Below are 26,463 nucleotides of genomic sequence, written 5' to 3' on the forward strand. Positions count from 1 at the left end.
CTTAACAGGATACTTGTGCATAAAATTGTGCAGCCTTTGCGTTTTAGCAAAGCTTTTACACATTTGGGAACCTGAGCTTACAGCAAGTTCAGTGCCAGATACGATGATGGCAACATTTAGGACTTATTGGTATTCATTTGCAGCATGGCTTTAATTTGTTGCATATTTTTATCCATACCCTCGGGGCTGCCATCTAAAAAAATAACATTGCCATTGCTTACCTCAGCAAAGTTTTTAATGGCTTCTGTCCACATACTGAATAAAATAACATTGGTATCTAAATTGGCTTGTTTCATTTGTTCTGCGGCCTGGCTCATTCCTTTTGCTACTTCTTCCCTAAATAATGCAACCCCCTGCCCTCTTAAACGAGCAGCTTCTTTCTCGGCCTCTGCAGAAATTTTAATGGCATTGCCCTCGGCTTCTGCCGCTTTGGTTTTGGTAATGAGTAAAGCCTGACCTTCATTTTCGGCAGCGGCTTTTAAATTATTGCTGGCCACTACCTTGCTCATACTTTCCATAACGGCTTTATCAAAAGTAATATCGTTGATTTGCAAGTCTTGTAAATGATAGCCCCATTCTTCTAACGAATGGTCAATTTGTTGTTTTACATATTCTACAATTTCTCTGCGCAGCAATAAAATTTCGGCCTGCTTTTTTGTAGCTACATAAGCGCGGATAGAGCCTTCAACAGTGCGGATAAGCGCCTGCATCAAATCTTTATCACTGATAAATTTAAACGCTACTTTTTTAATGGTTTCTTCATCTGCATTAATTACAGAATACAGCAGCATACTCTTAAAATATACATTGGCCTGATCAACCGTAACTGCTTGAAACTCCAGTTCAACAGAGCGATTTTGTATACTAATCACTTTATATATCTGTTCGAAAACAGGAATCTTAAAATTTAATCCCGGCCTTAAGATTCTTCTGTATTTCCCAAACATTGTTAACACAGTGATATTACCCTGTGTAACTGAAACCATTCCGGTGAAAAGAATGATGAGCAGTACAATTAACCACCAAAAAGAAATAAAAGTTTCCATAGAAATTTTTTTTGAAAGATAATTTTTTTTAATTGAAAAAACCAGTGTTTAAAAAAAGATATTTTGCCAGATAACATTTCCATTCAAATTCATGTTCATGCTTTTTGGTAACAGGCCGAACGATTGCACAAAAAAATATAATGATACCATAATCAGTAAAATTTTAAAACAATTAGAAAACAAGCAGCAGAAAAAACGAAAAATCAAATCTTCCCATTACATTAAAATTTCCTTATAATTTAAAAAGCTAACAAATATCATATTCGCCGGGTACCAGATAGCAAACCTTTGTGGAAACAAAACAGTTTATCATGAAACAGCAAGCTTCAACAAAACGGACAAAGAAAAATATAATTACAGTTTTCTGCATCGTATCTGCAGCACTGTTATTTCCAGCCATATCGCAGGCACAAACCAGTACCTGGAATGCACCTGCATCTGCCAATCAACTCAAAAATCCATTAGCGGGCAATACGGCGGTATTAAAGGAAGCCAGGCAATTATATATTGCCAATTGCGGACCCTGCCATGGCAATAATGGAAAAGGAGATGGCATAGCAGCCGCTGCTTTAAAACCCAAACCAGCAGACCACACTTCAGCCGCAGTTCAAAAAGAAACAGATGGTGCTATTTACTGGAAAATGACTGAAGGGCATACCCCCATGCCCTCTTACAAACAAGTTTTAACGGATACACAACGGTGGGAGTTGGTGAATTACATCCGCTCTCTGGCTAAAAAAAGATAATGATAAAAAGCAATTGAATCACTTTCAAATATATACAATATGAAAAATAGATATTCTAAACTTTTGGGATTATTTGCCCTTTCAATGGGCTGTGTATTTCCCCATTTGTTTGCACAAACTACCAATGGCTTTGACTCTACTGTATTAGACAGATTGAATGCATTGGAACAACAAGCCAATTATCAAAAACCGGGCAATGATCATTTTATGGTGGCCGGATTAACAACCTTTGGATTTATAGCCAGCAAAAGTACCAATACACTGGGTGGAGTTAGCTCCATATCTAAAACCAACAGTTTAGCAGATGCAGATCACTACGAATTCAGCCCTATGTTTTTGTGGCGTCACGGAAAAAAGTTTTTGTTAGAGTTTGAACCTTCTTTTAGCAATAATGGCTTGGGCGTTAACTGGGCAGATGTATCTTATTTTGCGGCACCCAATGTTATTATAAGAGCAGGATATTTGGTATTGCCTTTTGGTACCTATGCCAAAAGAGAAGCTGCCGGATGGATTGACAAATTAGCTACCGACCCCATGGGTATTGCAGATATGACGCCTACTGATTATGGTGTGGAAATAGAAGGAGGGTTACCTTTAGGCAGCATGAAACTGAACTATGATGTAGCATTAAGCAATGGCAGTCAGTTATTGGGTAATGGTACATTAACCAGTGGCAATATTGTAGATAATAACAATAATAAAACCATTACTGCAAGAATTGGCTGGTTACCGTTTTCTAATTCATCATTAGAAATTGGAGTATCGGGAATGTTTGGTAAAGTAGGAGATCTGGGTTCGCCCTACCAAAATGCAACGGGCAATATGTATGCATTTGATTTAAACTATGTCAAAACCTTCAGCCCCGTCTTAGTAAACATTAAGGCTCAGTATGATATACAAAATATCAGCAATGAGAATTATTTAAATCCGAATGACAGCACTCAAAGTTACTCATTCAATAACCATACCACAGCCGGGTTTGTGCAATGCTCTATCCGACCAACTGAAGCCAATAATTTTTTGAAAAATTTTGAAATTGCAGGCAGATATACCAGTTATAATTTACCGGGTAACTCTACCTTTGGTGCAGACCAACACGCTGTTACAGTAGGTTTAGATTATTGGTTAACCTGGAGAACTGTTGTAAAAGCCACTTACGAAACTTATACCGGCAACAGTACTGCCAGTAAATTATTAAGTGCATACAACGGCACCACCAATACCAATACATTTTATCTGCAATTCTCTATTCAACTTTAAAAATTAAAAAGATGAAAAATCGTAAACCACTCTATACTATCACGCTGGCACTCGTTATTGTTTTTGCAATAACAGGTATATTATCCATCAATGGTTGTGCGCCTACCAAGGCAGTTGCAGCCAAATCGGGAGCACAATTATGGGCAGAAAATTGTCAGCGTTGCCATAACACCCCATCTCCTGTATCATTTTCGGCAGAACAATGGGAAACCATAGGCATGCACATGCAAACAAGAGCATTAATTACACAGGCAGAAAGAGAAAAAATTGTAGCGTTTTTAAAAAGCAGCCGTTAATTACCCAATACCCTTGATTAAAAAAGCCGGATTGTTGCAAAACATCCCCGGCTTTTATGTTGCATAACTATTCAATTATAACAAGGATTTAATGGCAGTATCAAAATCACTTTGTGCTACTATCCCATTTTTTCTAAAAACTTCCTGTCCGTTTTTATAAATAATAAATACAGGAATAGCGGGCAAATTCATTTGTTTCATGATATTAGACTGTTTGCCGGCATCAATTTTTACAATATTGAGTTTTGAACCGTAGGTATTTTTCAAAGCCTCTAACACAGGCTGCATTTTTCTGCAGGGCGGGCACCAGTCGGCACCAAAATCAACTAAGGTAACGGTATTACCTTGCTGTATCATTTGCTTGTATTGTTCCATGTTTATTTGCGGCTCATTTGATTCACCCACTAAAGGTTTATCCGCTTGTTTCCAAGCCTGTATACCGCCGGCTAAATGATATACTGTTTTATATTGATGGGAACGCAACCAATCGGCGGCGGCAGCACTTCTAACACCAGATAAACAGTACACATACACCGGTTTATCTTTGTCTATACTCTTTACTCTTTCCTGAAACTGATCAGGTATGAGCCAGTCGGCCTGCAGTGCATGATCAATATGCCCACTTGCAAATTCTTCTGCTGTCCTAACATCCAGAATTTGTACACCGGGTTGTTGTATTTGTTGCTGAAATACATCCGGTGTTAATGCTTCATTTTTAGTGTTTTGCGCCTGACAGGACAATAAAATTCCTGTTAAAGTCACGGTTAACCATGTTTTCATTTTCATATTTATTGTGTAATTGTTTTTTCTTCCCAAATTTGTGCAAGATGTACCAAAATTTCAACAGCCAACTCCATATCTTTTATACCCACCCATTCTTTTTTACTGTGAATACCCTGCATACCGGTAAATAAATTCGGACAGGGCAAACCCATAAAACTTAAACGGCTGCCATCGGTACCACCCCTAATTGGTTCTTTTCTTACAACAAGGCCAGTACGTTGGTAAGCTTCTTCCGCATATTCAATTACTTGCGGATGATGCTGTAAAATCTCATACATATTTCTGTACTGCTCTTTAACCTGCATTTCAAAATAGGCACCGGGATGGCATCCTACCACTGTTTCAGTAAAATGTTTTAATCTTTCTTCATACTTCAACAAAGTAGCAGTATCAAAATCACGAATAATAAATTCGATAGTAGCTTTTTCTGCAATACCCTCCATACGTACGGGATGAACAAAACCCTGTTTTTTATCAGTGGTTTCGGGGCTCCATTCTTCCTTTGGTAAAACGGTTAACAGTTCACCTGCCAGTTTTAATGCATTCACCAATTTATTTTTTGCATAACCCGGATGCGCACTTACCCCATAAATGGTAATAGTTACACTATCTGCACTAAAAGTTTCTACTTCCAAATGGCCCGCTTCACCCCCATCTAAAGTATATCCGTAATCAGCCCCTAAATATTGCAGATTTACTTTCTCTGTGCCACGGCCTACTTCTTCATCCGGCGTAAACAAAATTTTTATATCGCCATGTTTTATTTCAGGATACTGCATTAAATAATTGGCAGTATCCATAATAATAGCAACGCCGGCCTTATCATCGGCACCTAATAAAGTATTTCCGGAAGCAGTAATAATATCTTTTCCGATATGTTCTTTTAAGTATGGATAATTATCGACTGTTAGTACCTGTGTATCATCATCCGGTAACACAATTGGGGCGCCGTTGTATTGCTGATGCAAAATTGGTTTAACATTTGTACCACTGCAATCGGAACTGGTATCCATATGGGCACAAAAACAAATAACAGGTATATTTTTTTGTGGGCTGTTAGAGGGAATTGTACCATAAACGTAACCATATTCATCCATTTTTGCATCGTCAATACCCATCTGCTTCAATTCAGCTGCCAACAACTGTGCTAACTGTTTTTGTTTTTCTGTGGAAGGGAAATTAGTTATAGCGGGATCACTTTGTGTATCAATTTGCACATACCGCATGAATCTTTCTACTACTGAATAGGAATAATCTTTTAACATATCCCGAAAAATTTTGAAGGCAATTTAATACAATTCTTGTGCAGTATGCCTAAATATACAGTTTAGCAAGATAATCTTAACGATTCATGCATAAAAAACCCGGAACAATATATCCGGGCTTATCAACTAATTCAATAATAGGTTATGGCATGATAATTAACGGGCTTCCGCCAGCAATGGCAACCAATTCCAAATCAAAAATCAAATCTTTTCCAGCCAAAGGATGGTTGGCATCAAGAATAACTACTGTATCTTTTACATCAACAATCACCACAGGAAAATTCTGGCCCTGGCCATTGCTCATGTTTAATTGCATTCCTACTTCCGGTGTCATATCGGCAGGAAAACGATCGCGTGGAAATTCCATAATCATTTCTTCCTGAACAGGTCCATATGCTTCATCAGCAGGAATATGTATGGTTTTTTTTTCACCTACCTGCATTCCGGTTACGCCATCATCAAAACCGGCAATTACCATACCACTGCCTACTTCAAACTCAAGTGGTTCACGGCCTTCAGATGAATCGAAGGTAGTACCATCTTCTAACTTTCCGTGATAATGTACTTTTACAGTATCACCCTTTTTAACTTGTTGCATTGTTTGCTTTTTTATTGTTTAAGAAGTCAGCTCCTATTTCACCTCTCCACTGTGGTTGCATCGCAAACTTCTACGGAAGCATTCAACATCAACTATCAGAAAGAATTGAAAACCGGCTTCGCCTGCAAAATACGCCGAACTGCTATAACAGACAATTATTTTTCGTTAACTTTCAACTCCCATATTCAAAAGAAAGAATAGACCATATGCAAAAATGTATTCTAAATAATTTAAATTTAACAATGAATCGTACAGCAGTTCAAAAAATAATTTCAATTCAATCCTACCTTTTATTGGCAGTTTACCTGCTTATTTTCAATTCAAATTTTGCACAAGCAACGGTTCCTATATTGCCGGGTGCTTATCAAACCCAGACCTATTTCAAATGGCTGCAACACAAAAATGTGGCACTATTTGCCAATCATACCGCTACGATTGATGATACGCATTTGGCAGATACATTATTAAAAGCGGGTATACATATTGTAAAAGCTTTCGGCCCCGAACATGGTTTCAGAGGAAAAGCAGATGATGGTAAAGTAATTCAAGATGATATAGACCTCCTTACAGGCATACCCATTATTTCGCTATATGGCAAGAAAAGAAAACCAACACCGGATGACTTAAAAAATGTTGATGTGATTATCATTGATATTCAGGATGTTGGAACACGATTTTATACCTTCATTTCTTCGGTACAGGAGATGCTGGAAGCGGCATTTGAAAACAATAAATCGGTTATACTTTTAGACAGACCCAATCCAAACGGCTTTTATGTTGATGGGCCTGTTTTAGATACTGCATATAAAAGTTTTGTAGGCATGCAACCTATACCAACGGTGTATGGCATGACGATAGGGGAATATGCTAACATGCTGATTGGAGAACACTGGCTTTCGAAAGAAGCAGACAGCCATTTTTATCAATACTATGCACAGCATGGCTTTTCCAGGTATCTGCCTTCGTTTTTAATTGTACGTTGTAAAAATTATGATCACAACAGCAAATACAGGCTGCCCATTCCCCCATCGCCCAATTTACCAGACATGGCCAGTGTTTACTGGTATGCAGGCAATTGTTTGTTTGAGGGTACTGTTCTGAGTGAAGGTAGAGGAACACCACACCCATTTTGTTATATCGGGCACCCGGATTTACCCAAAAACCTGTTTGCATTTACACCAACACCCGGGCCTGGTGCAGCAAATCCAAAATTAAACGGTGTAACTTGTTATGGATGGAATTTGTATCAACCCGAAAAAGAGGTATTACAAGCCATTAACAACCACTTGCCCATACAATATATTTTAAAAGCTTATGCATTATTTCCCGACAAAGCACATTTTTTTATTTTACCCAAAAAGGGGAATGAAAAATTTAATGCATTTAACCGATTGGCAGGTTCCAATCAGCTAATGAAACAAATACAAGCCGGATTAACAGAAGATGAAATAAGAGCAAGCTGGCAGCCCCAATTAGAGGTATTCAAAAAAATCAGAAAAAAATATTTGTTGTATAAAGATTTTAATTGAGCGGAAAACGGGACTCGAACCCGCCACCTTCAGTTTGGGAAACTGATGCTCTACCGGATGAGCTATTTCCGCTAATGCTTTGCAATGTACAAAAGAAATTCATCCCCTACATTTGCAGCATGCAAGTTTCTGATATCAGAATCATTTTTATGGGCACCCCCGATTTTGCGGTAGCCGCTCTCGATTCGCTGGTGCAGGCCGGCTGCAATATTGTAGCAGTAGTTACAGCACCCGATAAACCTGCAGGCAGGGGCATGCAGTTACAACAAAGTGCAGTAAAACAATATGCCGTGACGCATGGTTTATCTGTACTTCAACCAGAAAAATTGAAACATCCCGATTTTATTGCAACATTGCAATCGCTTCAACCACAGTTGCAGGTGGTGGTAGCTTTTAGAATGTTGCCCGAAGTGGTTTGGAGCCTACCCCCAATGGGTACCATTAATTTACACGGATCATTGTTACCACAATACAGAGGAGCAGCTCCCATTAACTGGGCTATTATAAATGGGGAAAAAGAAACAGGTGTTACCACTTTTAAATTGCAACATGCTATTGATACTGGCAATATATTATTGCAACAATCCATGCCCATTTTCCCGGAAGAAACAGCAGGCGAATTACACGACCGTATGAAAATAATTGGGGCCGAATTATTGGTTACAACCTTACAACAGCTGGCTGCAGGAACGCTAACAGAACAACCGCAGATAGTGTCAGCGAACGATACAACACTTAGCATAAAACACGCACCTAAAATTTTTACAGAAACTTGTCAAGTAGATTGGCATAAGCCGGCTGATAACATCCATAATTTAATCAGAGGACTTTCACCTTACCCAGGAGCATTTACATTTTTGAAAGGAAAAAAATTAAAAATTTATCGTTGCACTGTTGAACCTATGCAAACTGCTGCAATACCGGGCAGTATTTATACCGATGGGAAAACATTTTTAAAGATGGCCGCCCTGGATGGATGGGTTCTGCTATCTGACCTGCAATTAGAAGGCAAAAAGAGAATGGATACAGCAACTTTTTTGAGAGGATATCATCATCTGCTGCACATGGAATAGCCACTAATATTGCACTGTAACCGGAAATCGTTTATCAGCCATACCCAATACTGCTGCTGCAGCATTACTAATACGCAGCAACAAACCATCATCTTCTTTAATATTGGGCAGTGCACCCAATACTTTAGCATACACCACTTTTTGATTGCTTTCTATTTTTACAACGGTACCTTCAGGAATATTATTGATTAATATATAATATTTTTTATCCATCCAACCGCTGGCAGTTTTAAAAATAGAAGCATCACCTGAAATTGACTGCCCGGTCTGTTTATAAAAATCGGTGAAAAAACCGCCGGTAGGAATGTCATCTGTATTTGAATTACTGCTATTGTTAACAGGAATTACCTGATTTTTTGTTGTATTATTCTCAACAGATGTATTTGCATTTTGAACAACAGGTGCAACAGCAGATGTATTTGCAGCCGCAGGTTTTGCAGGTGTAGTGGTTGGTACATTTTCATTGTGGGTAACAGGTTCTGAAACTTTTGCAACAACAGGCTCACTTGCCTCAGTACCAATTGTTAAATGCTGACCGGTATGAATATTGCTAGAAGTTAAATGATTCCATTGCTGAATTTGTGCCACAGTTACTTTATATTTTCTGCTGATGGCATACAAGGTTTCTTTCGGTTCAACAATGTGAATGATTGTTTTACCTTCATTTTGAGAAGTTGTTGCAACTGTTTTGGTTTGTTTGAGAACGGGTGCTTCAGCGTGTGCAACCTTAGTTCCTTTAACAGGTATTTTTACTTTTTCCCCAATGCGCAGAACACTTTTACTGTTCATGCCATTCAAACGCATAATATCGCCAACAGTAGTATGATATTGGTGCGCCAATGCCGATAAAGTTTCACCCTTCTTGATAACATGTTCAATTGCAGAACCATTTGTTTGCGCATGCAGTGCGCTAAACAGAAAAATTACACAACAGCATAAAATTGCTTTTAAAATAGAAGATACATTCATTTCAATAAATTTTCAACTTCGTAAAATTAATCTTTTAAAATTCTCCATTCAGCCGGATAATAATTATTGATTCGATTGGGTAAAACTTTTATCCAACCCAATCTTAATCCACAATAGCTAATGGTACACCATCCTTTGGCCCCCTGAATAGCCGGCACCTGTTTACGTAAATAATGTAAAGCAGTTTCCAAATCTACTTCAACATTGTTCATTTGTGTTAAAGGCAGCAAACTTAGCGCTAATTCATGCGAAGGAACAAAATCTTTTCCTTTCAGGCTACCCAGTTCTATCCCGGCTTTTTTTATGTAGAGTTGTTGAGCCAGTTGTTGTAAAGGTTGCCAATAATGGTTTTGAATGGCCCTAAATTCATTCTCCTGCATAAATACCCTGTAATTTTCTGGCAATTGTATATGTTCAGAAAGTAACGCTAATTCTTTGCCTGGAGGTTGTGTTAAATTATTTTCCAATCGAAATACAGGTTGTATTCCTGCCGATTTTTTTCGAAAAGCAGCAACAAAAAAGCCTTCTCCTTTTACCTGATCAGGGAAAAAACGATAGCCCCATGCCTCCTGTTGAGTGGTTCGTACTTCTACAATACCCCAATTGGGTTGCAATTGTATACGAAGTGGTTCAAATGCATATTCCTGAACCATCCAGTCAAGTATTGCTTCATCTTCGGCAGTTGAATAAGAACAGGTGCTGTAAATAAACAAACCATCGTGTTTTAAAACACTCATTGTATCCCGAATAATCCTTTGCTGCCTTAAACTACAGGTATGTACATTTTCAAGACTCCAGCCGGCAATGGCACCTGCATCTTTTCTAAAAAGTCCGCTGCCGCTACAAGGCGCATCAAGCAAAACCACATCAAAAAATGCAGGAAGGCGGTGAAAATGTACAGGATCATTATTGGTAACGATGATATTATCTGCACCCCATTTTATCACATTCTCCGTTAAAATTGCAGCCCTTGACTTAATTACTTCATTCGCTACAACTAAACCATTTTTAAAATAACCGGATAATAAAGTTGTTTTACCGCCAGGTGCAGCACTTATATCCAATACAATTTCCTGCTCTGGTTGTGGTATTGCTTGTTGTAAAATTTGTTCAATAAACATACTGCTGGCTTCCTGAACATAGTAGGCGCCACCATGCAAAAAGGGATCAAACGTAAACGAGGGGCGCTCTTTTAAATACCATGCATCTGAAGTCCAGGGTACCTTTTCATCTAATTGATGGGCAAGGGGTAATTGTTTTAATAATTTTTTTTTGAAAGGATTAAAACGGATAGAAGTAACAGGAATATCATGCACATGCGCAGCCAGAAAAGCTTCTTTTTGAAAGCCTTTTACACCCTGCATAGATTCAATAAAAGAAATAGGTAGCACTGAACGAAGTTAAGCGAGTAATGAACGACTATTAAAAAAACGACAATATTTTAACCAAAATTACAAGGCTGTTATTCCATTCATATTGATATTAAAATACAAGAATGCCTTACAATGTTTTTATTTCATTGATTAAATCCTGCAGCACTTTTTTGCCATCACCAAACAGCATGGATGTTTTGGGCTGATAAAATAAATCATTATCAATCCCTGCATAGCCTGGCTTCATGCTGCGTTTATTAACAATAACGTTTTTAGCCTGTTCTACATCTAAAATAGGCATACCATAAATGGGAGATGCAGGATTGTTTTTTGCAGCCGGATTCACCACATCATTGGCACCTAATACCAGTACCACATCGGTTGATTTTAAAGTATTATTGGCTTGTTCCAATTCCAACAATTTATCGTAACTAACATCGGCTTCAGCCAGCAAAACATTCATGTGGCCTGGCATTCTGCCTGCTACAGGATGAATGGCATATTGCACTTCTACTCCTTTATCTTCAAGTAATTTTTCAAGCTCATGACAGGTATGTTGTGCCTGAGCAACCGCTAATCCATAGCCTGGTACAATCATCACTTTGTTGGCATAACGCATTACCATTGCCGCATCGCTAGTAGAAATTTCCTTGTAAGAACCACTGTTTGTTGTAGCTGAACCCGATGTTGTATTTTCTTTTGATCCGAATGAGCCAATTAATACATTGGTTAAACTTCTGTTCATGGCTTTACACATTAATATGGTAAGCAGTGTTCCGGCTGCACCTACTAAAATTCCACCTGTCAGCATGGCTTTGTTATTATACAAAAAACCACCACAGGCTGCAGCCACGCCAGTAAACGAATTCAATAAAGAAATTACAACCGGCATATCTGCACCACCTATGGGCAACACAAACAATACACCGTAAATTAAGGCCAACAATACAGTTGCAATAAAAAAGTAGTCGGCATATTGATTTGATGCGAAATAGGTAACAAATGCCAAAACAATTACCAGCGCAAAAACCAATAAATTTAAGCTATGTTGTGCTTTAAAAACAACATCTTTAAAACTGCCATTCAACTTACCCCAGGCTACCATACTTCCGGCAAATGAAATACTACCAATAATAGCCCCGGCAGCAATGGCTAAAAAATGTCCGGTTGCCACTGAGTCGGCAAAATGCAGAGTTTGCACTTTTTCTGCAGTCCGAAACACATAATCAAATTCAATAACTGAAATGAGTGCTGCACAGGCACCGCCCATTCCGTTAAAAAAGCTTACCATTTCGGGCATAGCAGTCATTTTTACTTTTTTTGCTGCTACTACCCCAATTATAGCCCCAATAATAAGAGCGGCAAAAATCCAGCTGTAATTGTGTAATGAATTACCATTTTCATCTTTATACAAAAAGATGGTACCGATAATGGCCACTAACATACCGGCTGCAGCCACTAAATTACCGCGCCTTGCTGTAGCAGGAGAGGATAACATTTTTAAACCCATGATAAAAGTAACGGAGGCGGCTATGTAACAAATGGTCAAAATATCCAACTGCATATACAATACTTTAATAAATAATTATTTTTTCTTCCTAAACATTTCCAGCATACGGTCGGTTACCACAAATCCGCCTACTACATTTAATGTGCCCAGTATTACAGCCAAAAATCCTAAAATGAGCGCCAGATAATTGGTTTCAGCAGCACGGCCCATTACAATAATAGCTCCGATAATAACTACACCGTGTATGGCATTAGCCCCGCTCATTAATGGTGTATGTAATACACTGGGTACTCTGCCAATAATTTCAATACCCAGAAATATCATCAAAATAACAATGTAAATCATTTGCTGATTTTCAGAAACCCATTTTAAAGCTGCTTCCATAAAATAAATTTTAATCGCGAATTATTGAATCAAAGCCAATACTCTTTCATTTACAATTTTACCATTGTGTGTAATGCAACAACCCTGCACAATATCATCTTCAAATGGTATATAAATATTCCCTTCAGATGTTACAATTAATTGAAGAAAATTCAATAAATTTTTGCCATATAATTTACTGGCATCGAATGGCATGGTAGCGGGTAAATTACTGTTTCCAATAATGGTAACACCGTTCCCTGTTACAATAGTTGCATTGTTTTGAGTGAGAGGTGTATTACCACCCGTAGCAGCAGCCAAATCAACAACAATACTACCATTGCGCATTTGTGTAATCATGGCTTCGGTTAACAATTTTGGTGCAGGTTTTCCCGGTATTTGAGCAGTAGTAACAATAATATCAGCCTTTGCAGCAGCTTCAGCGATAAGTTGTTGCTGCTTTTGTTGATAAGCCGCAGATTGTTCCACTGCGTAACCGCCTGCATTGGAAGCATCCGCAGCACCTTCAACTTCCACAAACTTTGCTCCAAGGCTCATTACTTCTTCTTTTACGGCAGGCCTTGTATCAAAAACCTCAATTACAGCACCTAGCCTTTTTGCAGTAGCAATAGCCTGCAAGCCTGCCACACCTGCGCCCAAAACCAGAACTTTAGCAGGAGGAATACTTCCGGCAGCAGTAATAAACATGGGGAAAAATCTGCCATAATTAGCGGCAGCTATTATAACGGCTTTATAACCGGCTATGTTAGCCTGACTGCTTAGTACATCCATGCTTTGTGCACGGGTAGTCCGGGGAATTGCATCTAAGCTAAATGTGGTGATGGATTTTGAAGCCCAATCCTGCATGGTTTTATATGCATACAAGGGTTGAAAAACACCCACTACAATTGTTCCGGGCTTAATCAGTTGTATATCATCATTGGTAAGGGGATGAATAGAAAACAGAACATCAGCCTGCTGCAAAATTTCCGTTCGGTCATTTATATTTGCGCCTGCTTGTGTATAAGCTGCATCAGTTGCATAAGCTGCAATGCCGGCCTGTTGCTGCACCCAAACCTGTATGTTTTTTTTAAAAAGTAACGGTAATTGTTCGGGTAAAAGTGACACCCGATTTTCTCCTGACGGTTCTTTTAATACCCCTGCTATCATGTGCATTACATTATAAAACAAATGTAGGCGATTTGAAGTTGTTCAAGAGATTTTTTACATGAAATACAATGTCAAAATTTAAGAACCAAGATTTTGCAGATTCTGAATGTATTTTTTCATGTGCTCTTTTATATTGATTTTGACCACATGGAATTCGACTATGCTCATTCCTGTTGGTATTTAACCTAATGATGGCTCATTGCATGCTAAAAAAAGGTATTACAACAGTAACAATCAAAATCGTATGGTAAAATGCTGTTTCGATTTAAACGATTTTCGAAACAATACAATGCCAATAAAAAACAAATCTATTGTGGCGGTAACGGCGGGATTATTTTGAATTTCATGCCAGGCTTGTTCCATTTCTTTACTCCAGTGAATATCATCAAATATCATAATAGTATCTTCATTGGAATGCTTTAATAACCAATGGAAATATTGTAAGGTTGGTTGTAACCGATGATTCCCGTCAATAAATACAAAATCGGTTACCTTATTAATTTGTTGCAACAATTCGGGTAATACAATATCGAAATTTCCTACATAAGAGTGAATATTCTTCAATCCCAAAATTTCAAAATTTTTATTGGCAACTGCAGCCACCACTTGTGCGCCTTCAATAGTATAAACCGTTGCGTTGGGATTGGCTGCAGCCATATAGGCAGCAGTAATTCCTAAAGAAGTACCCAATTCAATAATGGAAGCGGGTTGATAAAATGCCACCATTCTGGCCAATAAACTGCTGTATTTTCGGGGCTTTAATGAAGACCGGGCAATGGTAGCAATACTTCTTTTACTCTGCTTCACCACTCTGGATCCGGCTCCAAAATCATCTAACAGTATTTCCTGTTGGCTTATTTTTAGTTGTTGACGCATTCGCTCAATATCAGAAGCAGCTGCTATATGAATTTTAGGGACCAATACCTGCTGAACAAATTCAAATACAAACGGAGAGTGAATACCATGCCCCTTACCGTTAGAGGCTTTTATCCAGTACTGTATATATTTTGAAGCCAGTTTAGTTTTTGAATACATAATATTTTGAGGCTGTATAGCGAAAAAATTTTGTTGCTACATCTGTGGAAATCTTATCCAATTTTATACTTTTCGTTCCCAGCACTGAAAAGCGTAAGCGTACGCATGTTTCGCATCGGCATTATACTTTATTTCCGATGTTAAGCGCCATTCCGTTGTACTGAATGCAGGAAAAAATGCATCAGCATCTTCAAACACATGATGCACTCTTGTAATATACATTTTGTGCGCCAATGCTATGGTTTGCGCATAAATTTCACTCCCACCTAAAACCATCAATTCTTTATAACCCAATTGAAGTGCTTTTTGCTGGGCTTCCTCAAATTCGTGCACTACTGTAATACCCGGTGATTGAAACAATTGATTACGGGTTAATACCATATTATAACGCCCGTTTAAAGGCTGATTATTCAATGCGTTAAAAGTTTTTCGGCCATATACAACCGGCATTGCCCATGTTTTATTTTTAAAAAACTTTAAATCGTTGGGTAAGTGCCAAAGCAATGCATTGTTTTTTCCAATGGCATTATTTTCGGAAGCAGCTACTATCAAAGTAATAACCGGTTTGTTTAGATTAGTTGGTATTGATAACAAAAGCTACATTATTTAATTTGAATACTAAACAGCTACCGGCGCTTTAATGGCCGGATGGCATTGATAATTTTCTAATATAAAATCATCATAATTAAAATCAAATATATTGGTTATCTGTTTATTTAAGTGCATTTGTGGCAGCGGAAATGGTTTTCTGTTCAATTGCAAAGTTGCCTGTTCCATGTGATTGTTATATAAATGCACATCGCCAAAAGTATGAATAAACTCACCGGGCTTTAAATTACAAACCTGCGCTATCATTAAAGTTAACAAAGCATATGATGCAATATTGAAGGGCACACCTAAAAACACATCAGCACTACGCTGGTATAACTGGCAACTTAATTTGCCATTGGCAACATAAAACTGAAATAAGGCATGGCAGGGCATTAGGGCCATTTTAGGCAAATCTGCTACATTCCATGCACTGACAATCAGCCTCCTGCTATCCGGATTGGTTTTAATTTGTTGAATTACTTCTGTTATCTGGTCAATGCTTGTACCACCAGCACCCTGCCAGCTTCTCCATTGATGGCCATATACCGGGCCCAGTTCTCCATTTGCATCTGCCCATTCATCCCAAATAGTAACACCATGATCATTGAGGTATTGAATATTGGTGCTTCCCTTTAAAAACCACAGTAATTCATAAATAATACTTTTTACATGCATTTTCTTGGTAGTAACCAAAGGGAACCCTTTTTCCAGGTCAAAACGCATCTGATACCCGAAACAACTACGGGTACCGGTGCCGGTGCGGTCATGCTTTTGCTGACCATTTTCAATAACATGCTTTAATAACTGTTGGTATTGCTCCATACTGCAAAATACAAACTGGTACTTAAACCTGCCTGAAAATAAATTTAAAATGTTTAAAAGCTGTGGATATTTGGGATAATGTATTGAAGGAGTGATATTTATCACTTTTTCTACGCGGCAATTGCTTATATTTATTTTCTTATTAGCCTGAAACAATTACGAATATTTTACAAAATTATTCCTATTGAAGTAAGGTTACCGATGCACATCAAATACCGCATTCAAACGAATAATGATTGCTATATGCAAAAGCATCAAAAGCCAATTTTAACCAGTATGAAAAATAATTTCCTTAGCTGCTTTGCAACAACGCTGGTATTGGCAACCAATGCCCGGGTAGTCATCGAAAATATTTGGCCTGAGGAAACCTTGCATTTTAAAAACAACAACCAATGGTTGAAGAAAAAATTTCAAAACCTTATTGTTGCAAAAGAGCGCTCTGCTTTTAATGCAGCATTTAAAAATTTTGCTGCTGCATCATTAAAAAAAATAACAATTAAAACTTTTTTACAAAATGAAAAAGGCAAAAAATTTTCGGCTGAAATAACCATCCAAAAAATTAAAAAATTAAATGTTTTCCTGCAATATGTTTTTACCATTCAAAACATTCAACCCGTTCAAAACAAAACAAAATCATTTCCGGTTGAACTTTTGTTAAGAGAAAAAATGATAGATAATGTACATGCCATTATTGTTATTTTAGATTCAAATGGAATGGTTACTTATCTCAACAAAGCCGGCGAAAAAATTTGCGGTTACACATTAAAATCAATATTACATCAAGACTGGTTCAGCATTTTTATTCCTGAAATTGAAAGGGAAAAAGCGAGACAAATATTTAAAAAATTAAAAACAAATAAGCAGGCAATTGATTTTGAGAATAGCATACTAACCAGGAAAAATCAACTCAAAACCATACAATGGAAGAACACACCCATATTTTCCGATAATATTTTTAAAGGCTCATTAAGTATTGGAATTGATATTTCGGATTTAAAAAAAACAACCATTGCCTTACAGCAGAGTGAACATAAATTTAAATCATTAACAGAAGCCATACCCGTTGGTATTTCTTTTTGCAATACACAAGGCGATATAATTTACATCAACAAAGCATTTACAAAAATTTTTGGTCATACCGGTAAAAATTTAAAAACAATTCAGGATTGGTTTAACAAAGCTTACCCCGATAAAATGTCAGCACAACAAGCTAAAAATCGTTGGGCCAATCATGTACAACAAGTGCAACATGAAAATATGAGCACTACACATGAGTTAGTATTGTTAGCTAAAAATGGCACCAAAAAAATTATTGAAATAAAAACTGCTTATAGCAACGGAAATATATACAATATTTTTATTGATTTAACTGAAAAAAGAAGTATTGAAGCCGAGGCAAAAGAAACTGCTTCAAAGTTCAAACGTATTATCGAAAACTTTCCTGTTCCTATGGCCAGTTGCAATTTGAATTATAATTTATTGTTTACCAATAAAAAATTCAAAGAAATATTTGGTTATGAAATGGAAGAAATTAAAATGTACCCTGCCTGGTTTAAAAAAATACAATTCGATTCTCCTGAAGCAGAAGCTGAACACGATGCTGAATTTTATGGTTATTTAAAAGAAGTACAAATCAATCCCAAAAAAATAGCACCTGTATTATACAGACAGATATACAATAAAAAAAGAGAACTAAGAGATATAAATATCATTTTTAATTTATTTGACAACGAATTGTTTGCCATTTTAGAAGATGTTACCGAACAAAACAATTACATCAAATTATTACAGGAAAGTGAAGAACGGTTTAAAGCATTGGCACAAAATATGCCCATTGCCATTGGCAGTTATAATACGGATGGAACTGTAAACTTTATCAATAACTATTTTACCAAAACCATTGGGTATGTGGCAGAAGATTTACCCACCATTGAAGACTGGTATTACCGTACACAACCCGACCCGGTAAAAAGAAAACAATATTATGAACACTGGGTAGCATTGATTGATGCTTTCAGTAAAAATCCACAACAGGAAATTCCTTATTTAGAAAGCGATATTACCTGTAAAGATGGCAGCATTAAAACATTCAGCTATTTATTTAGCATTTACAAAAAAACAGTTTACATTATTTTTGTAGATGTTACAGAAAGAAAAAAAGCTGAAAAAGAGTTGATAGCTTCACATATACAATTGCAACGTTTATCGGCTCACCAACACCGAACCAAAGAGCAAGAACGCAAATTTATTGCCGAGCACATACATGATGCCATTGGACAACAGGTTACAGGTATAAAAATAGATTTAACCGTTCTTAAAAATAAAATTCAAAAAACAGATCCGGGTTTTGCTGAAAAAATTAACCATGATATTGAAATTGCCAATAGTGTTATTTTGGCTATTCGTAAAATGGCCGCTGATTTAAGACCCAGTATTTTAGATGATTTTGGATTGGCTGCTGCCATTGAATGGGAATGCAGGGAATTTGAAAAAAGAACAGGAATTCATTGTTTTTTTGAATATGATAATAGCCTCAAAAATGAATCGGCTGAGTTACAATCCAATTTATACCGAATTGTACAAGAAGCACTTTCAAACATCGATAAGCATGCAAAAGCCACTAAAATAACCATCAGCCTGCAAAAAATAGATAATGAAATTATACTATCGGTAAAAGATAACGGGAAAGGATACCACTTAGAAGAAAAAAACAAAAGCCTTATTATTATAGGGATTAAAGACAGAGCCAGAAACTTAAAAGGAACCTGTATGCTAATAAGCAACAAAGAAGGGGAAGGTGGCCATTTGTTGATTAAAATACCCGGAAAACCGAATACATAAAATAAAAAACTACATTTAAATTAACCGAAATCTATCTGAATTGTAGAAAACACACTACAAATAAATGATACGTTTGGCTACTGAATAGCCCGTATTATGAGTGTTACTTTGTTCTACCAAAATACGAATACCTATTGAGAGCCAATTTTACTCCGATCCGTCTTTAATACCCAATATCCCCTAATCTTATTCCTTTGAAAAGTAGAAACATCCATCTCCCAACAAAAGGGAGAATGGTGTTTTTCTAATACGGGGTATCAATTAAAAAATACTCGTATTTAACTCGTATTTAAAATGTAGCACTATGATCATTTATAAAAGTGAAAAATTGGCTATGGCTAAAAATTTGAAAGTATTATTAATAGATGATTCAACCATCATACTTACAGTAATGTCGGAAGTACTGGCCACTATTCCCTGTGTAGCAACTATTAAAACCAGTTCAGCACCAGTGCAGGCATTACAAACCATTGAAGAATTTAAACCGGATGTATTATTGTTAGACATTAATATGCCCGAAAAAAATGGCATAGAGGTTTTAAAAGAAGTAAAAGAACATTATCCTGCTGTAAAAGTAATTATGCTCACCAACCACTCAACTGAATATTATAGAAATACCTGCTACAACATTGGTGCTTATCATTTTATAGATAAAGCCAATGAATTTGATCAGATAGCTCCTCTGATGGAAAAAATCAGTACTGAGTCAGATGAAATTTTAAAAGCTATGTAATAAAAGGTTAACCCTGCTTTTAAGCTTTGATGGTGTCAGCCAATTTTCTACGTTTCAATTCTTTCTTAATTAAACTCAGCTCCCTATTGGTTTGTCCACTTACACTCGAGTTTTCCTGAGCCCTTCGCATTAAATAAGGAATTACATCCCGAATTGGACCAAATGGCACATACTTACTTACATTAAAACCGGCTTTGGCCAAATTAAAGGTGATATGATCGCCCATACCATACAATTGAGAAAAATGAACATGTGCATGAGCCGGTGAAACACCTGATGCATTCAAAAGTTCGGCTGCCAATAAATTACTGGCTTCATTGTGAGAGGCTATAATGGTAGAAATTTCGTGCATGTGTTGGATGCAATACCGAACTGCTGCATCAAAATCGCGGTCGGTATTTTCTTTAGTAGCCTGAATAGGACTTTCATATCCCATTTGTTGTGCTCTTGCCCGCTCTTTTTCCATATAAGCACCACGTACCAATTTCATACCCAAAATAAAATTTTGGGCTTTTGCAATTTGATGTGAAATCTGTAAAAATTTCAATCTATCGTGCCGGTATAGTTGAATGGTATTGTAAACAACTGCTTTTTCTTTATTAAAAATTTCCATCATTTCCATAGTCAGTCGATCGATTGGATCCTGAATCCAGGTTTCTTCTGCATCAATTAAAACCCCAATATTTTTTTCGGCAGCTGTTGCACAAATGGCATACATTCTATCAACCACCCTGTTCCATTCATTCATTTCTGATTCATTATCATGAATACCACTACGCAACCGGGGTGCTTCATTTAACTTTTGTAACAAATCAAACCGGGCAATTCCTGTAACCTTTACACTTATAAAAGGAATATTTTTTTGAGTTCCGGCATATTCAATGGTTTTAATGAAAGATTCTGTTGCATGATCAAAATCTGCTTCATCTTGTTTTCCCTCCACACCATAATCTAATATTACCTGAACGCCATATTTTGCAAGGGTTTCCACAACAGGTGTAGTTTCCTCTAATGTTTCTCCACCTACAAATTGTTTAAAAATGGTTTTACGAACAATTCCATGAATCGGCAAGCCCGTTTTCATTAAAAAAGGAGTGACACGTGTACCGATAGGCACGAATAAAGGATAGCCCATGGTATTAAACAAAAATCTTGATTGTTTAAGCTCCTTATCTGTTTTATAGGCAAAAGCCTGTTCTGTATTTTCAAATGAAATATCCATACTAACAATTGTTCGCGATGCGAATATCGTATGCAAACAGTAAACTAAAAAATAGGATAACGGTTTTAGAATAAAATTTGCAAAAAAGCGAAGCAGAATCGTCAATTCTTATTAGTAAATTAAATAGCCTGATGGTTAAATGGTTGTAAAACCATTTCGCTTACCACACCGCTGGCCGGTTGCTGACAAAGGAACCAGATAGCTTTTGCAGCTTCTTCTGCCACAATCATCTTATCTTTTTGTACACGCAAATCAATATTATCCCAAAATGGAGAATCAACACCTCCTAAATACAAATTAGTGAATCGAATTTCGGTTCTCTTCACTTCTTCCCGAATACTTTGCATCATGCCCACCAACCCATATTTAGAAGCACTGTAAGCAGCAGCACCTGCCATGGGTACTTTACCCAATACCCCGGGTATATTAATCAAAAGGCCTTTTCTTTGTTGTTTCATGGCGGGTAAAAATGCCTGAATTAACAAGAAGGGTGCCAATAAATTGTATTCTATACTTTTTAAAAAATCGTTGGTTGATAATTGTTCAACAGGCTTGATAATACCTATTCCTGCAGCATTGATTACAATATCTATATTTTCAAATACAGAAAAAAAAATATTTTTTAATGCAGTTACTTCTTCCTGCTGACTAATATCTGCAACAAACATTTGCTGCGCAGGCAATTTTAGCGATGCTGCCAATGCTGCTAACTTTTCCTGATTTCTCCCGGTAATAAACACACGTGCACCTGCATAATGCAACAATGGTAACAATTTACTGCCTATTCCACCGGTTGCTCCTGTTAATAATACGCATTTGTCTTTTAAAGTTTCCATAGCTGTATGATTGTGGAATACCAACAAAATGGAAATGCTTTTGTTTATCAAATGATTTAAACTATAAAATTAAAGTCATTGATTTCAATGCAAAACGTATGGGAAAACACTGAAGCACATGTTTGAATATGCTATATACAACAAGAAAAGAATAAAAATTAAATACGCTTGAAACATTAAATATTATTTTTAATAAAAATGCTTACTTTTTCAATAAATTATCAAAGTGTATACTAATATTCATCTAATATACTGAGGAACGAATTGCTTACTATAAAAAAGCTATATTTCCATCCGAATGGGCCACAACTACAATTGAAGCCATATTGATAAATAAACCATTTTCAACCACACCAACAATATCATTAATACGGTTATGCAATGAAGATGCATCTTCAATTAAACCAAAATCAGCGTCTACAATATAATTGTGATTATCGGTTATCAATATATTGTTTTTTTTTGTTATGCGTAGTGTGGCAATTGCGCCCAAAGCCTGAATTTTACGAATGGTAAATTCGTATCCAAAAGGTACCACTTCAATTGGCACTTTAAACTTACCCAATTTATCTACTACTTTATGTTCATCAACAATAATGATATAAAATTCTGTTGCAGCAGCTACAATTTTTTCACGAAGCAATGCAGCACCGCCACCCTTTATTAATTGACGATCACGGGTGGTTTCATCCGCCCCATCAATGGTAATATCAATTTTTGAGATTTCGGCAAAATTCGTCATTGGTATGCCCAATGAACGGGCCAATTCATCACTTTGTTGTGAAGTAGCAATACATTGAATAGCCAGTCCCTGCTTCACTTTTTCTCCTAAAAATTGAATAGCCCAATAAGCTGTGCTACCGGTGCCCAAACCAACAGTCATTCCACTTTTTACATAAGTAATGGCCTTTTCAGCAGCTTTTTGTTTCAGTTGAATTGTATCCATTGTACAAATATCTATTTTCTTTTTTAAAACTACAGCAACATCATTTAAAATGATGCAACTTGTATACTGCCATATATGCCTCTATAAATGCTGGTTTTTATTTTTTCAGCGAACATTGTATAAATTTAGGCCTCACAAAATACCTGAACAGATCAAGATGAAAATAAAATATATTTCAATTTACAAGTATTCAATTCCCATGGTACCTTTCACTATTGCCACCGGCACCATGCATTTTGCTCAGAATATTTTAATTAAAATATTTACGGATGAAGGCATTACAGGGCTGGGTGAATGCTCAGCATTTCCAATGATTGTTGGAGAAAATCAAAATTCCTGCTATACACTGGCGAAAGATTTTGCACTTTTATGGAAATACAAAGACCCACTTGACATTGAATGCAGGATGCAGGAATTGCATCAACACATCACCGGTAATTATACCATTAAAAGTGCATTTGACATGGCTTTATATGATATAGCTGCTCAATACCAACAGGTACCACTCTATGCATTTCTTGGAGGTAAGAATAAAACGATTGAAAGCGATTTAACGATTGGGATAGATACCCCTGAAGCTATGGCTGAAACTGCATTCAAATTTGCACAAAAGGGTGTGCGTTGTATTAAAGTAAAATTAGGAAAAACCAAAATGGACGATATTGAGCGAATAAAACAAATACGCAACGCAATTGGCAATGCAATTACCTTAAGAATTGATGCCAATCAGGGATGGAGCCCTGCTGATGCATCATCAATTTTACATGCACTTGCCCCCTACCACATTGAATTTTGCGAACAACCCATGGCCAAATACAATGATGACTTTTTGCCTGCATTATGTGCCGGTTCGCCTATTCCAATAATGGCAGATGAAAGTGTATTTACACAACATGATGCGGAAAGAATTATCAGAACAAAATCCTGCCATTCCATTAACATCAAATTTTCTAAAAGCGGGGGTATACTGGAAGCAAAAGCAATTCACCAGACAGCTGCTGCACATAGCATACCTTGTATGATGGGGGGAATGTTAGAAAGCAGGCTGGCATTAACTGCCATGGTACATTTTGCAATTGCACACAATAATATTCATTTTTATGATATAGATACATGCTTGTTAGGACATTTAGAAGATCCTGTTTTGGGTGGTGTAACCTATAATGGATTACAACTTACCGCTACTGAGGCACCCGGTATTGGTGCAACGGTAGATGAAAGCTACCTGAACGCACTGGAAAGTACCACAATTTAAAATTGCTTTTTTTACTGCAAGGGGCTATTGTACTATCTTCGCACCCAAATCAATCCATCATGCAAGGCAGAAAAGCAAGCAATAGTTTTACCATTATGAATGAATTGGTATTACCAAACGATACCAACAGCTTTGGCAATTTAATGGGTGGTCGTTTAATGTATTGGATGGATATTGCTGCTGCGCTCTCGGCCATGAAGCACAGCAATACACCCTGCATGACTGCGAGTGTAGATAATATTAGTTTTAAAAATCCCATTAAATTAGGAAATATTGTTCATATTGAGGCAAAGGTTACGAGAGCTTTCAACACATCTATGGAAATATTTTTAAAGGTATGGGGGGAAGACAGCCTGCATCAATACCAATATGAAAGCAATGAAGCTTATTTTACATTTGTTGCATTAGATCCAAACGGTAAGCCCAGACCTGTACCGGCATTAATACCAGAAACAGAAGAAGAAATTAAATTATTTGAAGGGGCATTAAGAAGAAGGCAATTAAGGTTAATATTGGCAGGTAAAATGAAACCCGATGATGCCAATGAATTAAAAGCATTGTTTGGCAAATAAAATTATTGTAGCCCTGAATGATGATGCAGACCTTTCAGCATAAATTGTCTGCTTTGTTCTATTGCATCCATTACCTGTTCTAAAATTATATCGACACCAGCATCATAATCAATTTGTAAGGGTGGTTTAAATTGTACTCATAGCAAAACACCTCTTTTTTTAAACTGCAATCCTTGTATAGTAAAAGCTCGCCAAAATCCATTAATCACAACAGGTATCACAATTTGCCGGTTATTTTTAATGATATAGGCAGTTCCTTTTCTGCCGGGTGCAAAGGGCTTTGTTGTTCTCTGAGAAAAAGTAATTACCCAGTTCTTTTCCAATGTACGATGGATCTATCTGGTATCAGAAAGATCAAGCCCTCTTCTTACTTCTGTTGCTTCATGCCGACGACAGGTACGTTTAACAGTCAAAGCGCCGCCTAAAATAAATAAACGATAATCCACTGCTACGCACGGAATCTTCAGCAGCAACAAAATAAACAGGTATAAATGGATTGAATAAGTAAAACGGCAATCTTAATCTATTATATCTGCGCCATTTTACTGCAAAAAATATGTGTATAAAAACAATAACATCTGCGAAATATGTTTGATGATTGCTTACAAATAAAACATTATTTTCAGGCAACTGTTCCAGATATTCAGTACCCAATTTTAGGTGGGTTAAAAATGGCAATTCCCGGATAAGATTTCAAACCAACAATGATATAAATACATCTGCGAACTATCTTAAAATGTTTTATTTTTTCTATGAAAGACAAGTACAAGTATTTTAAAAACAAAACTGCACAATATAAACATTGTTATTAAATTTTCTTTGTTTGATAGAAGTGAATGAGCATTGAATTTATCACTCATCATTTATTACATTAGAATACCTTTGCGCAAAAAAATAATGGCACTAAATACTGTAATATTTGATATGGATGGTTTATTAATTGATAGTGAGCCATTATGGAAAGAAGCAGCAGATGAAGTTTTTTTGCACTATAATATTCAACTAACCGAAACTGAATACCATACTACTACGGGTTTACGTACCAATGAATTTGTAGCTACTTGGTTTTCCAAATTTAAAATTCCAGATACTGAAATAAGTATTGCTGAAACAAAAATATTAGAGGTTGTTAGTTATAAAATTGCAGAAAAAGGCGAAACAATGCCCGGCGTTGGGTATATTTTTGAATTTTTCCAATCACATCATTTTAAAATTGGGCTGGCCTCCTCATCTCCACAATTTATTATAGATCAGGTAATACAACAAATAAACATTGCCCCCTACCTTATGGCCACGGCTTCGGCAGGTAATTTAAAATATGGGAAACCGCACCCGGAAGTGTATTTAAATTGCGCGTCAGCACTCAACTCAGTTCCAACTGAATGTCTGTGCTTTGAAGACTCATTTAATGGCATGATTGCAGCGAAAGCTGCCAGAATGAAATGTGTAGTAATCCCAATGTATCATCAGCAAAAAGAAGAGCGGTGGAGGTCTGCAGATTTAAAATTAAGTTCTTTGCAAAATTTTGGGGCACTGCATCTGAATGTGCTCAATCAATAATTTTTAAAAAAAATTGTGAAAAAAATTGGTGATTGTTAAATTATCTTTAACTTGCTGTGCCGAATAAAA

General features: G+C 36.7%; 25 protein-coding genes and 1 tRNA gene. 10 read left to right on the forward strand and 16 right to left on the reverse strand.

Features of this window, described 5'->3' with window-relative positions; translation table 11 throughout:
* Positions 1-116: 116 nt before the first annotated feature.
* The gene (locus AC3QLY_RS15950) at positions 117-1,046 is read right to left on the reverse strand and encodes an SPFH domain-containing protein (RefSeq protein ID WP_075051488.1); all 930 of its coding nucleotides are present in this window, start codon (positions 1,044-1,046) and stop codon (positions 117-119) included.
* A gap of 311 nt (positions 1,047-1,357) precedes the next feature.
* Here AC3QLY_RS15950 and AC3QLY_RS15955 point away from each other — a divergent pair, with 311 nt between their 5' ends.
* The 3 genes from AC3QLY_RS15955 to AC3QLY_RS15965 are packed head-to-tail and all read left to right on the forward strand — an operon-like array spanning position 1,358 to position 3,348.
* Entirely contained in the window at positions 1,358-1,792 is a 435-nt protein-coding gene (locus tag AC3QLY_RS15955; RefSeq protein WP_288072236.1) for a c-type cytochrome, read from the forward strand.
* Between the two features lie 39 nt (positions 1,793-1,831).
* Positions 1,832-3,052, forward strand: a complete 1,221-nt coding sequence (locus AC3QLY_RS15960) for a porin family protein (protein ID WP_288072238.1) — start codon at positions 1,832-1,834, stop codon at positions 3,050-3,052.
* A gap of 11 nt (positions 3,053-3,063) precedes the next feature.
* Entirely contained in the window at positions 3,064-3,348 is a 285-nt protein-coding gene (locus tag AC3QLY_RS15965) for a c-type cytochrome (RefSeq protein WP_218836664.1), read from the forward strand.
* A 75-nt stretch (positions 3,349-3,423) separates the two neighbouring features.
* Here the strand turns inward: AC3QLY_RS15965 and AC3QLY_RS15970 are convergent, their stop codons facing one another.
* The 3 genes from AC3QLY_RS15970 to AC3QLY_RS15980 all read right to left on the reverse strand — a co-directional run bounded on the left by AC3QLY_RS15970 (position 3,424) and on the right by AC3QLY_RS15980 (position 5,994).
* The gene (locus tag AC3QLY_RS15970) at positions 3,424-4,134 is read right to left on the reverse strand and encodes a thioredoxin domain-containing protein (RefSeq protein WP_492990099.1); all 711 of its coding nucleotides are present in this window, start codon (positions 4,132-4,134) and stop codon (positions 3,424-3,426) included.
* Between the two features lie 2 nt (positions 4,135-4,136).
* Positions 4,137-5,396: a peptidase T gene (gene pepT, locus AC3QLY_RS15975; RefSeq protein WP_492990101.1), complete on the reverse strand. Its 1,260-nt coding sequence runs from the start codon at positions 5,394-5,396 to the stop codon at positions 4,137-4,139.
* A 142-nt stretch (positions 5,397-5,538) separates the two neighbouring features.
* The gene (locus AC3QLY_RS15980; protein ID WP_074418992.1) at positions 5,539-5,994 is read right to left on the reverse strand and encodes an FKBP-type peptidyl-prolyl cis-trans isomerase; all 456 of its coding nucleotides are present in this window, start codon (positions 5,992-5,994) and stop codon (positions 5,539-5,541) included.
* 242 nt (positions 5,995-6,236) lie between these two features.
* Between AC3QLY_RS15980 and AC3QLY_RS15985 the strand changes: the two genes are divergently transcribed.
* Positions 6,237-7,523: an exo-beta-N-acetylmuramidase NamZ family protein gene (locus AC3QLY_RS15985; RefSeq protein ID WP_074418991.1), complete on the forward strand. Its 1,287-nt coding sequence runs from the start codon at positions 6,237-6,239 to the stop codon at positions 7,521-7,523.
* Here the strand turns inward: AC3QLY_RS15985 and AC3QLY_RS15990 are convergent.
* Positions 7,523-7,595 (reverse strand) — tRNA-Gly (locus AC3QLY_RS15990). The two genes, AC3QLY_RS15985 and AC3QLY_RS15990, sit on opposite strands and share 1 nt — an antisense overlap.
* A gap of 47 nt (positions 7,596-7,642) precedes the next feature.
* On the opposite strand from AC3QLY_RS15990, the gene fmt reads away from it, so the two are divergent.
* The gene (gene fmt, locus AC3QLY_RS15995; protein WP_074418990.1) at positions 7,643-8,596 is read left to right on the forward strand and encodes a methionyl-tRNA formyltransferase; all 954 of its coding nucleotides are present in this window, start codon (positions 7,643-7,645) and stop codon (positions 8,594-8,596) included.
* 3 nt (positions 8,597-8,599) lie between these two features.
* Here fmt and AC3QLY_RS16000 read toward each other — a convergent pair whose 3' ends face one another.
* The 8 genes from AC3QLY_RS16000 to AC3QLY_RS16035 form a co-directional block, all read right to left on the reverse strand.
* Positions 8,600-9,565 carry a LysM peptidoglycan-binding domain-containing protein gene (locus AC3QLY_RS16000; RefSeq protein ID WP_074418989.1) on the reverse strand — a complete coding sequence of 322 codons (966 nt, stop codon included), beginning with the start codon at positions 9,563-9,565 and terminating at the stop codon, positions 8,600-8,602.
* Between the two features lie 26 nt (positions 9,566-9,591).
* On the reverse strand, positions 9,592-10,956 hold the full coding sequence (locus AC3QLY_RS16005) for an RsmB/NOP family class I SAM-dependent RNA methyltransferase (RefSeq protein ID WP_143439092.1): 1,365 nt from the start codon (positions 10,954-10,956) through the stop codon (positions 9,592-9,594).
* Between the two features lie 109 nt (positions 10,957-11,065).
* Entirely contained in the window at positions 11,066-12,502 is a 1,437-nt protein-coding gene (locus AC3QLY_RS16010; protein WP_074418987.1) for an NAD(P)(+) transhydrogenase (Re/Si-specific) subunit beta, read from the reverse strand.
* A 21-nt stretch (positions 12,503-12,523) separates the two neighbouring features.
* Positions 12,524-12,832, reverse strand: coding sequence for an NAD(P) transhydrogenase subunit alpha part 2 (locus tag AC3QLY_RS16015; protein ID WP_074418986.1), 309 nt, complete (start codon positions 12,830-12,832; stop codon positions 12,524-12,526).
* 21 nt (positions 12,833-12,853) lie between these two features.
* The gene (locus tag AC3QLY_RS16020; RefSeq protein ID WP_074418985.1) at positions 12,854-13,981 is read right to left on the reverse strand and encodes a Re/Si-specific NAD(P)(+) transhydrogenase subunit alpha; all 1,128 of its coding nucleotides are present in this window, start codon (positions 13,979-13,981) and stop codon (positions 12,854-12,856) included.
* Positions 13,982-14,215: 234 nt separating this feature from the next.
* Positions 14,216-15,016 carry an O-methyltransferase gene (locus AC3QLY_RS16025; RefSeq protein WP_074418984.1) on the reverse strand — a complete coding sequence of 267 codons (801 nt, stop codon included), beginning with the start codon at positions 15,014-15,016 and terminating at the stop codon, positions 14,216-14,218.
* Positions 15,017-15,079: 63 nt separating this feature from the next.
* Positions 15,080-15,610, reverse strand: coding sequence for a dihydrofolate reductase (locus tag AC3QLY_RS16030; protein WP_228733251.1), 531 nt, complete (start codon positions 15,608-15,610; stop codon positions 15,080-15,082).
* A 24-nt stretch (positions 15,611-15,634) separates the two neighbouring features.
* Positions 15,635-16,429, reverse strand: a complete 795-nt coding sequence (locus tag AC3QLY_RS16035; protein ID WP_074419009.1) for a thymidylate synthase — start codon at positions 16,427-16,429, stop codon at positions 15,635-15,637.
* A gap of 276 nt (positions 16,430-16,705) precedes the next feature.
* On the opposite strand from AC3QLY_RS16035, the gene AC3QLY_RS16040 reads away from it, so the two are divergent.
* Both AC3QLY_RS16040 and AC3QLY_RS16045 read left to right on the forward strand, forming a co-directional pair.
* Positions 16,706-19,270, forward strand: coding sequence for a PAS domain-containing sensor histidine kinase (locus AC3QLY_RS16040; protein WP_287100820.1), 2,565 nt, complete (start codon positions 16,706-16,708; stop codon positions 19,268-19,270).
* A 304-nt stretch (positions 19,271-19,574) separates the two neighbouring features.
* On the forward strand, positions 19,575-20,003 hold the full coding sequence (locus AC3QLY_RS16045) for a response regulator transcription factor (protein WP_074418982.1): 429 nt from the start codon (positions 19,575-19,577) through the stop codon (positions 20,001-20,003).
* 19 nt (positions 20,004-20,022) lie between these two features.
* On the opposite strand, the gene AC3QLY_RS16050 is transcribed toward AC3QLY_RS16045, so the two are convergent.
* The 3 genes from AC3QLY_RS16050 to rpiA all read right to left on the reverse strand — a co-directional run bounded on the left by AC3QLY_RS16050 (position 20,023) and on the right by rpiA (position 23,007).
* Entirely contained in the window at positions 20,023-21,225 is a 1,203-nt protein-coding gene (locus AC3QLY_RS16050) for a proline dehydrogenase family protein (RefSeq protein ID WP_074418981.1), read from the reverse strand.
* Between the two features lie 119 nt (positions 21,226-21,344).
* On the reverse strand, positions 21,345-22,061 hold the full coding sequence (locus tag AC3QLY_RS16055) for an SDR family oxidoreductase (RefSeq protein WP_074418980.1): 717 nt from the start codon (positions 22,059-22,061) through the stop codon (positions 21,345-21,347).
* Positions 22,062-22,332: 271 nt separating this feature from the next.
* Entirely contained in the window at positions 22,333-23,007 is a 675-nt protein-coding gene (gene rpiA, locus AC3QLY_RS16060; RefSeq protein ID WP_245634876.1) for a ribose-5-phosphate isomerase RpiA, read from the reverse strand.
* A 199-nt stretch (positions 23,008-23,206) separates the two neighbouring features.
* On the opposite strand from rpiA, the gene AC3QLY_RS16065 reads away from it, so the two are divergent.
* From AC3QLY_RS16065 to hxpB, 3 genes are all read left to right on the forward strand, one after another.
* A complete protein-coding gene (locus tag AC3QLY_RS16065) occupies positions 23,207-24,262 on the forward strand; it encodes a mandelate racemase/muconate lactonizing enzyme family protein (RefSeq protein WP_245634875.1) in 1,056 nt (351 codons plus the stop codon).
* Positions 24,263-24,321: 59 nt separating this feature from the next.
* Positions 24,322-24,834 (forward strand): acyl-CoA thioesterase, encoded by a 513-nt coding sequence (locus tag AC3QLY_RS16070; RefSeq protein ID WP_068242537.1) that lies wholly within the window; start codon positions 24,322-24,324, stop codon positions 24,832-24,834.
* 897 nt (positions 24,835-25,731) lie between these two features.
* Positions 25,732-26,394, forward strand: coding sequence for a hexitol phosphatase HxpB (hxpB, locus tag AC3QLY_RS16075; RefSeq protein WP_074418978.1), 663 nt, complete (start codon positions 25,732-25,734; stop codon positions 26,392-26,394).
* The last annotated feature ends 69 nt before the right edge of the window (positions 26,395-26,463 follow it).

This window comes from Hydrotalea sp. GW822-HT8A01 (assembly GCF_058798575.1).

Bases quoted from the DNA above. Each gene is read 5' to 3' on its own strand.
- AC3QLY_RS15950 (WP_075051488.1), bottom strand. From the start codon at position 1,046: ATGGAAACTTTTATTTCTTTTTGGTGGTTAATTGTACTGCTCATCATT.
- AC3QLY_RS15955 (WP_288072236.1), top strand. From the start codon at position 1,358: ATGAAACAGCAAGCTTCAACAAAACGGACAAAGAAAAATATAATTACA.
- AC3QLY_RS15960 (WP_288072238.1), top strand. From the start codon at position 1,832: ATGAAAAATAGATATTCTAAACTTTTGGGATTATTTGCCCTTTCAATG.
- AC3QLY_RS15965 (WP_218836664.1), top strand. From the start codon at position 3,064: ATGAAAAATCGTAAACCACTCTATACTATCACGCTGGCACTCGTTATT.
- AC3QLY_RS15970 (WP_492990099.1), bottom strand. From the start codon at position 4,134: ATGAAAATGAAAACATGGTTAACCGTGACTTTAACAGGAATTTTATTG.
- pepT (WP_492990101.1), bottom strand. From the start codon at position 5,396: ATGTTAAAAGATTATTCCTATTCAGTAGTAGAAAGATTCATGCGGTAT.
- AC3QLY_RS15980 (WP_074418992.1), bottom strand. From the start codon at position 5,994: ATGCAACAAGTTAAAAAGGGTGATACTGTAAAAGTACATTATCACGGA.
- AC3QLY_RS15985 (WP_074418991.1), top strand. From the start codon at position 6,237: ATGAATCGTACAGCAGTTCAAAAAATAATTTCAATTCAATCCTACCTT.
- fmt (WP_074418990.1), top strand. From the start codon at position 7,643: ATGCAAGTTTCTGATATCAGAATCATTTTTATGGGCACCCCCGATTTT.
- AC3QLY_RS16000 (WP_074418989.1), bottom strand. From the start codon at position 9,565: ATGAATGTATCTTCTATTTTAAAAGCAATTTTATGCTGTTGTGTAATT.
- AC3QLY_RS16010 (WP_074418987.1), bottom strand. From the start codon at position 12,502: ATGCAGTTGGATATTTTGACCATTTGTTACATAGCCGCCTCCGTTACT.
- AC3QLY_RS16015 (WP_074418986.1), bottom strand. From the start codon at position 12,832: ATGGAAGCAGCTTTAAAATGGGTTTCTGAAAATCAGCAAATGATTTAC.
- AC3QLY_RS16020 (WP_074418985.1), bottom strand. From the start codon at position 13,981: ATGATAGCAGGGGTATTAAAAGAACCGTCAGGAGAAAATCGGGTGTCA.
- AC3QLY_RS16025 (WP_074418984.1), bottom strand. From the start codon at position 15,016: ATGTATTCAAAAACTAAACTGGCTTCAAAATATATACAGTACTGGATA.
- AC3QLY_RS16035 (WP_074419009.1), bottom strand. From the start codon at position 16,429: ATGGAGCAATACCAACAGTTATTAAAGCATGTTATTGAAAATGGTCAG.
- AC3QLY_RS16040 (WP_287100820.1), top strand. From the start codon at position 16,706: ATGAAAAATAATTTCCTTAGCTGCTTTGCAACAACGCTGGTATTGGCA.
- AC3QLY_RS16045 (WP_074418982.1), top strand. From the start codon at position 19,575: ATGATCATTTATAAAAGTGAAAAATTGGCTATGGCTAAAAATTTGAAA.
- AC3QLY_RS16050 (WP_074418981.1), bottom strand. From the start codon at position 21,225: ATGGATATTTCATTTGAAAATACAGAACAGGCTTTTGCCTATAAAACA.
- AC3QLY_RS16055 (WP_074418980.1), bottom strand. From the start codon at position 22,061: ATGGAAACTTTAAAAGACAAATGCGTATTATTAACAGGAGCAACCGGT.
- rpiA (WP_245634876.1), bottom strand. From the start codon at position 23,007: ATGGATACAATTCAACTGAAACAAAAAGCTGCTGAAAAGGCCATTACT.
- AC3QLY_RS16065 (WP_245634875.1), top strand. From the start codon at position 23,207: ATGGTACCTTTCACTATTGCCACCGGCACCATGCATTTTGCTCAGAAT.
- AC3QLY_RS16070 (WP_068242537.1), top strand. From the start codon at position 24,322: ATGCAAGGCAGAAAAGCAAGCAATAGTTTTACCATTATGAATGAATTG.
- hxpB (WP_074418978.1), top strand. From the start codon at position 25,732: ATGGCACTAAATACTGTAATATTTGATATGGATGGTTTATTAATTGAT.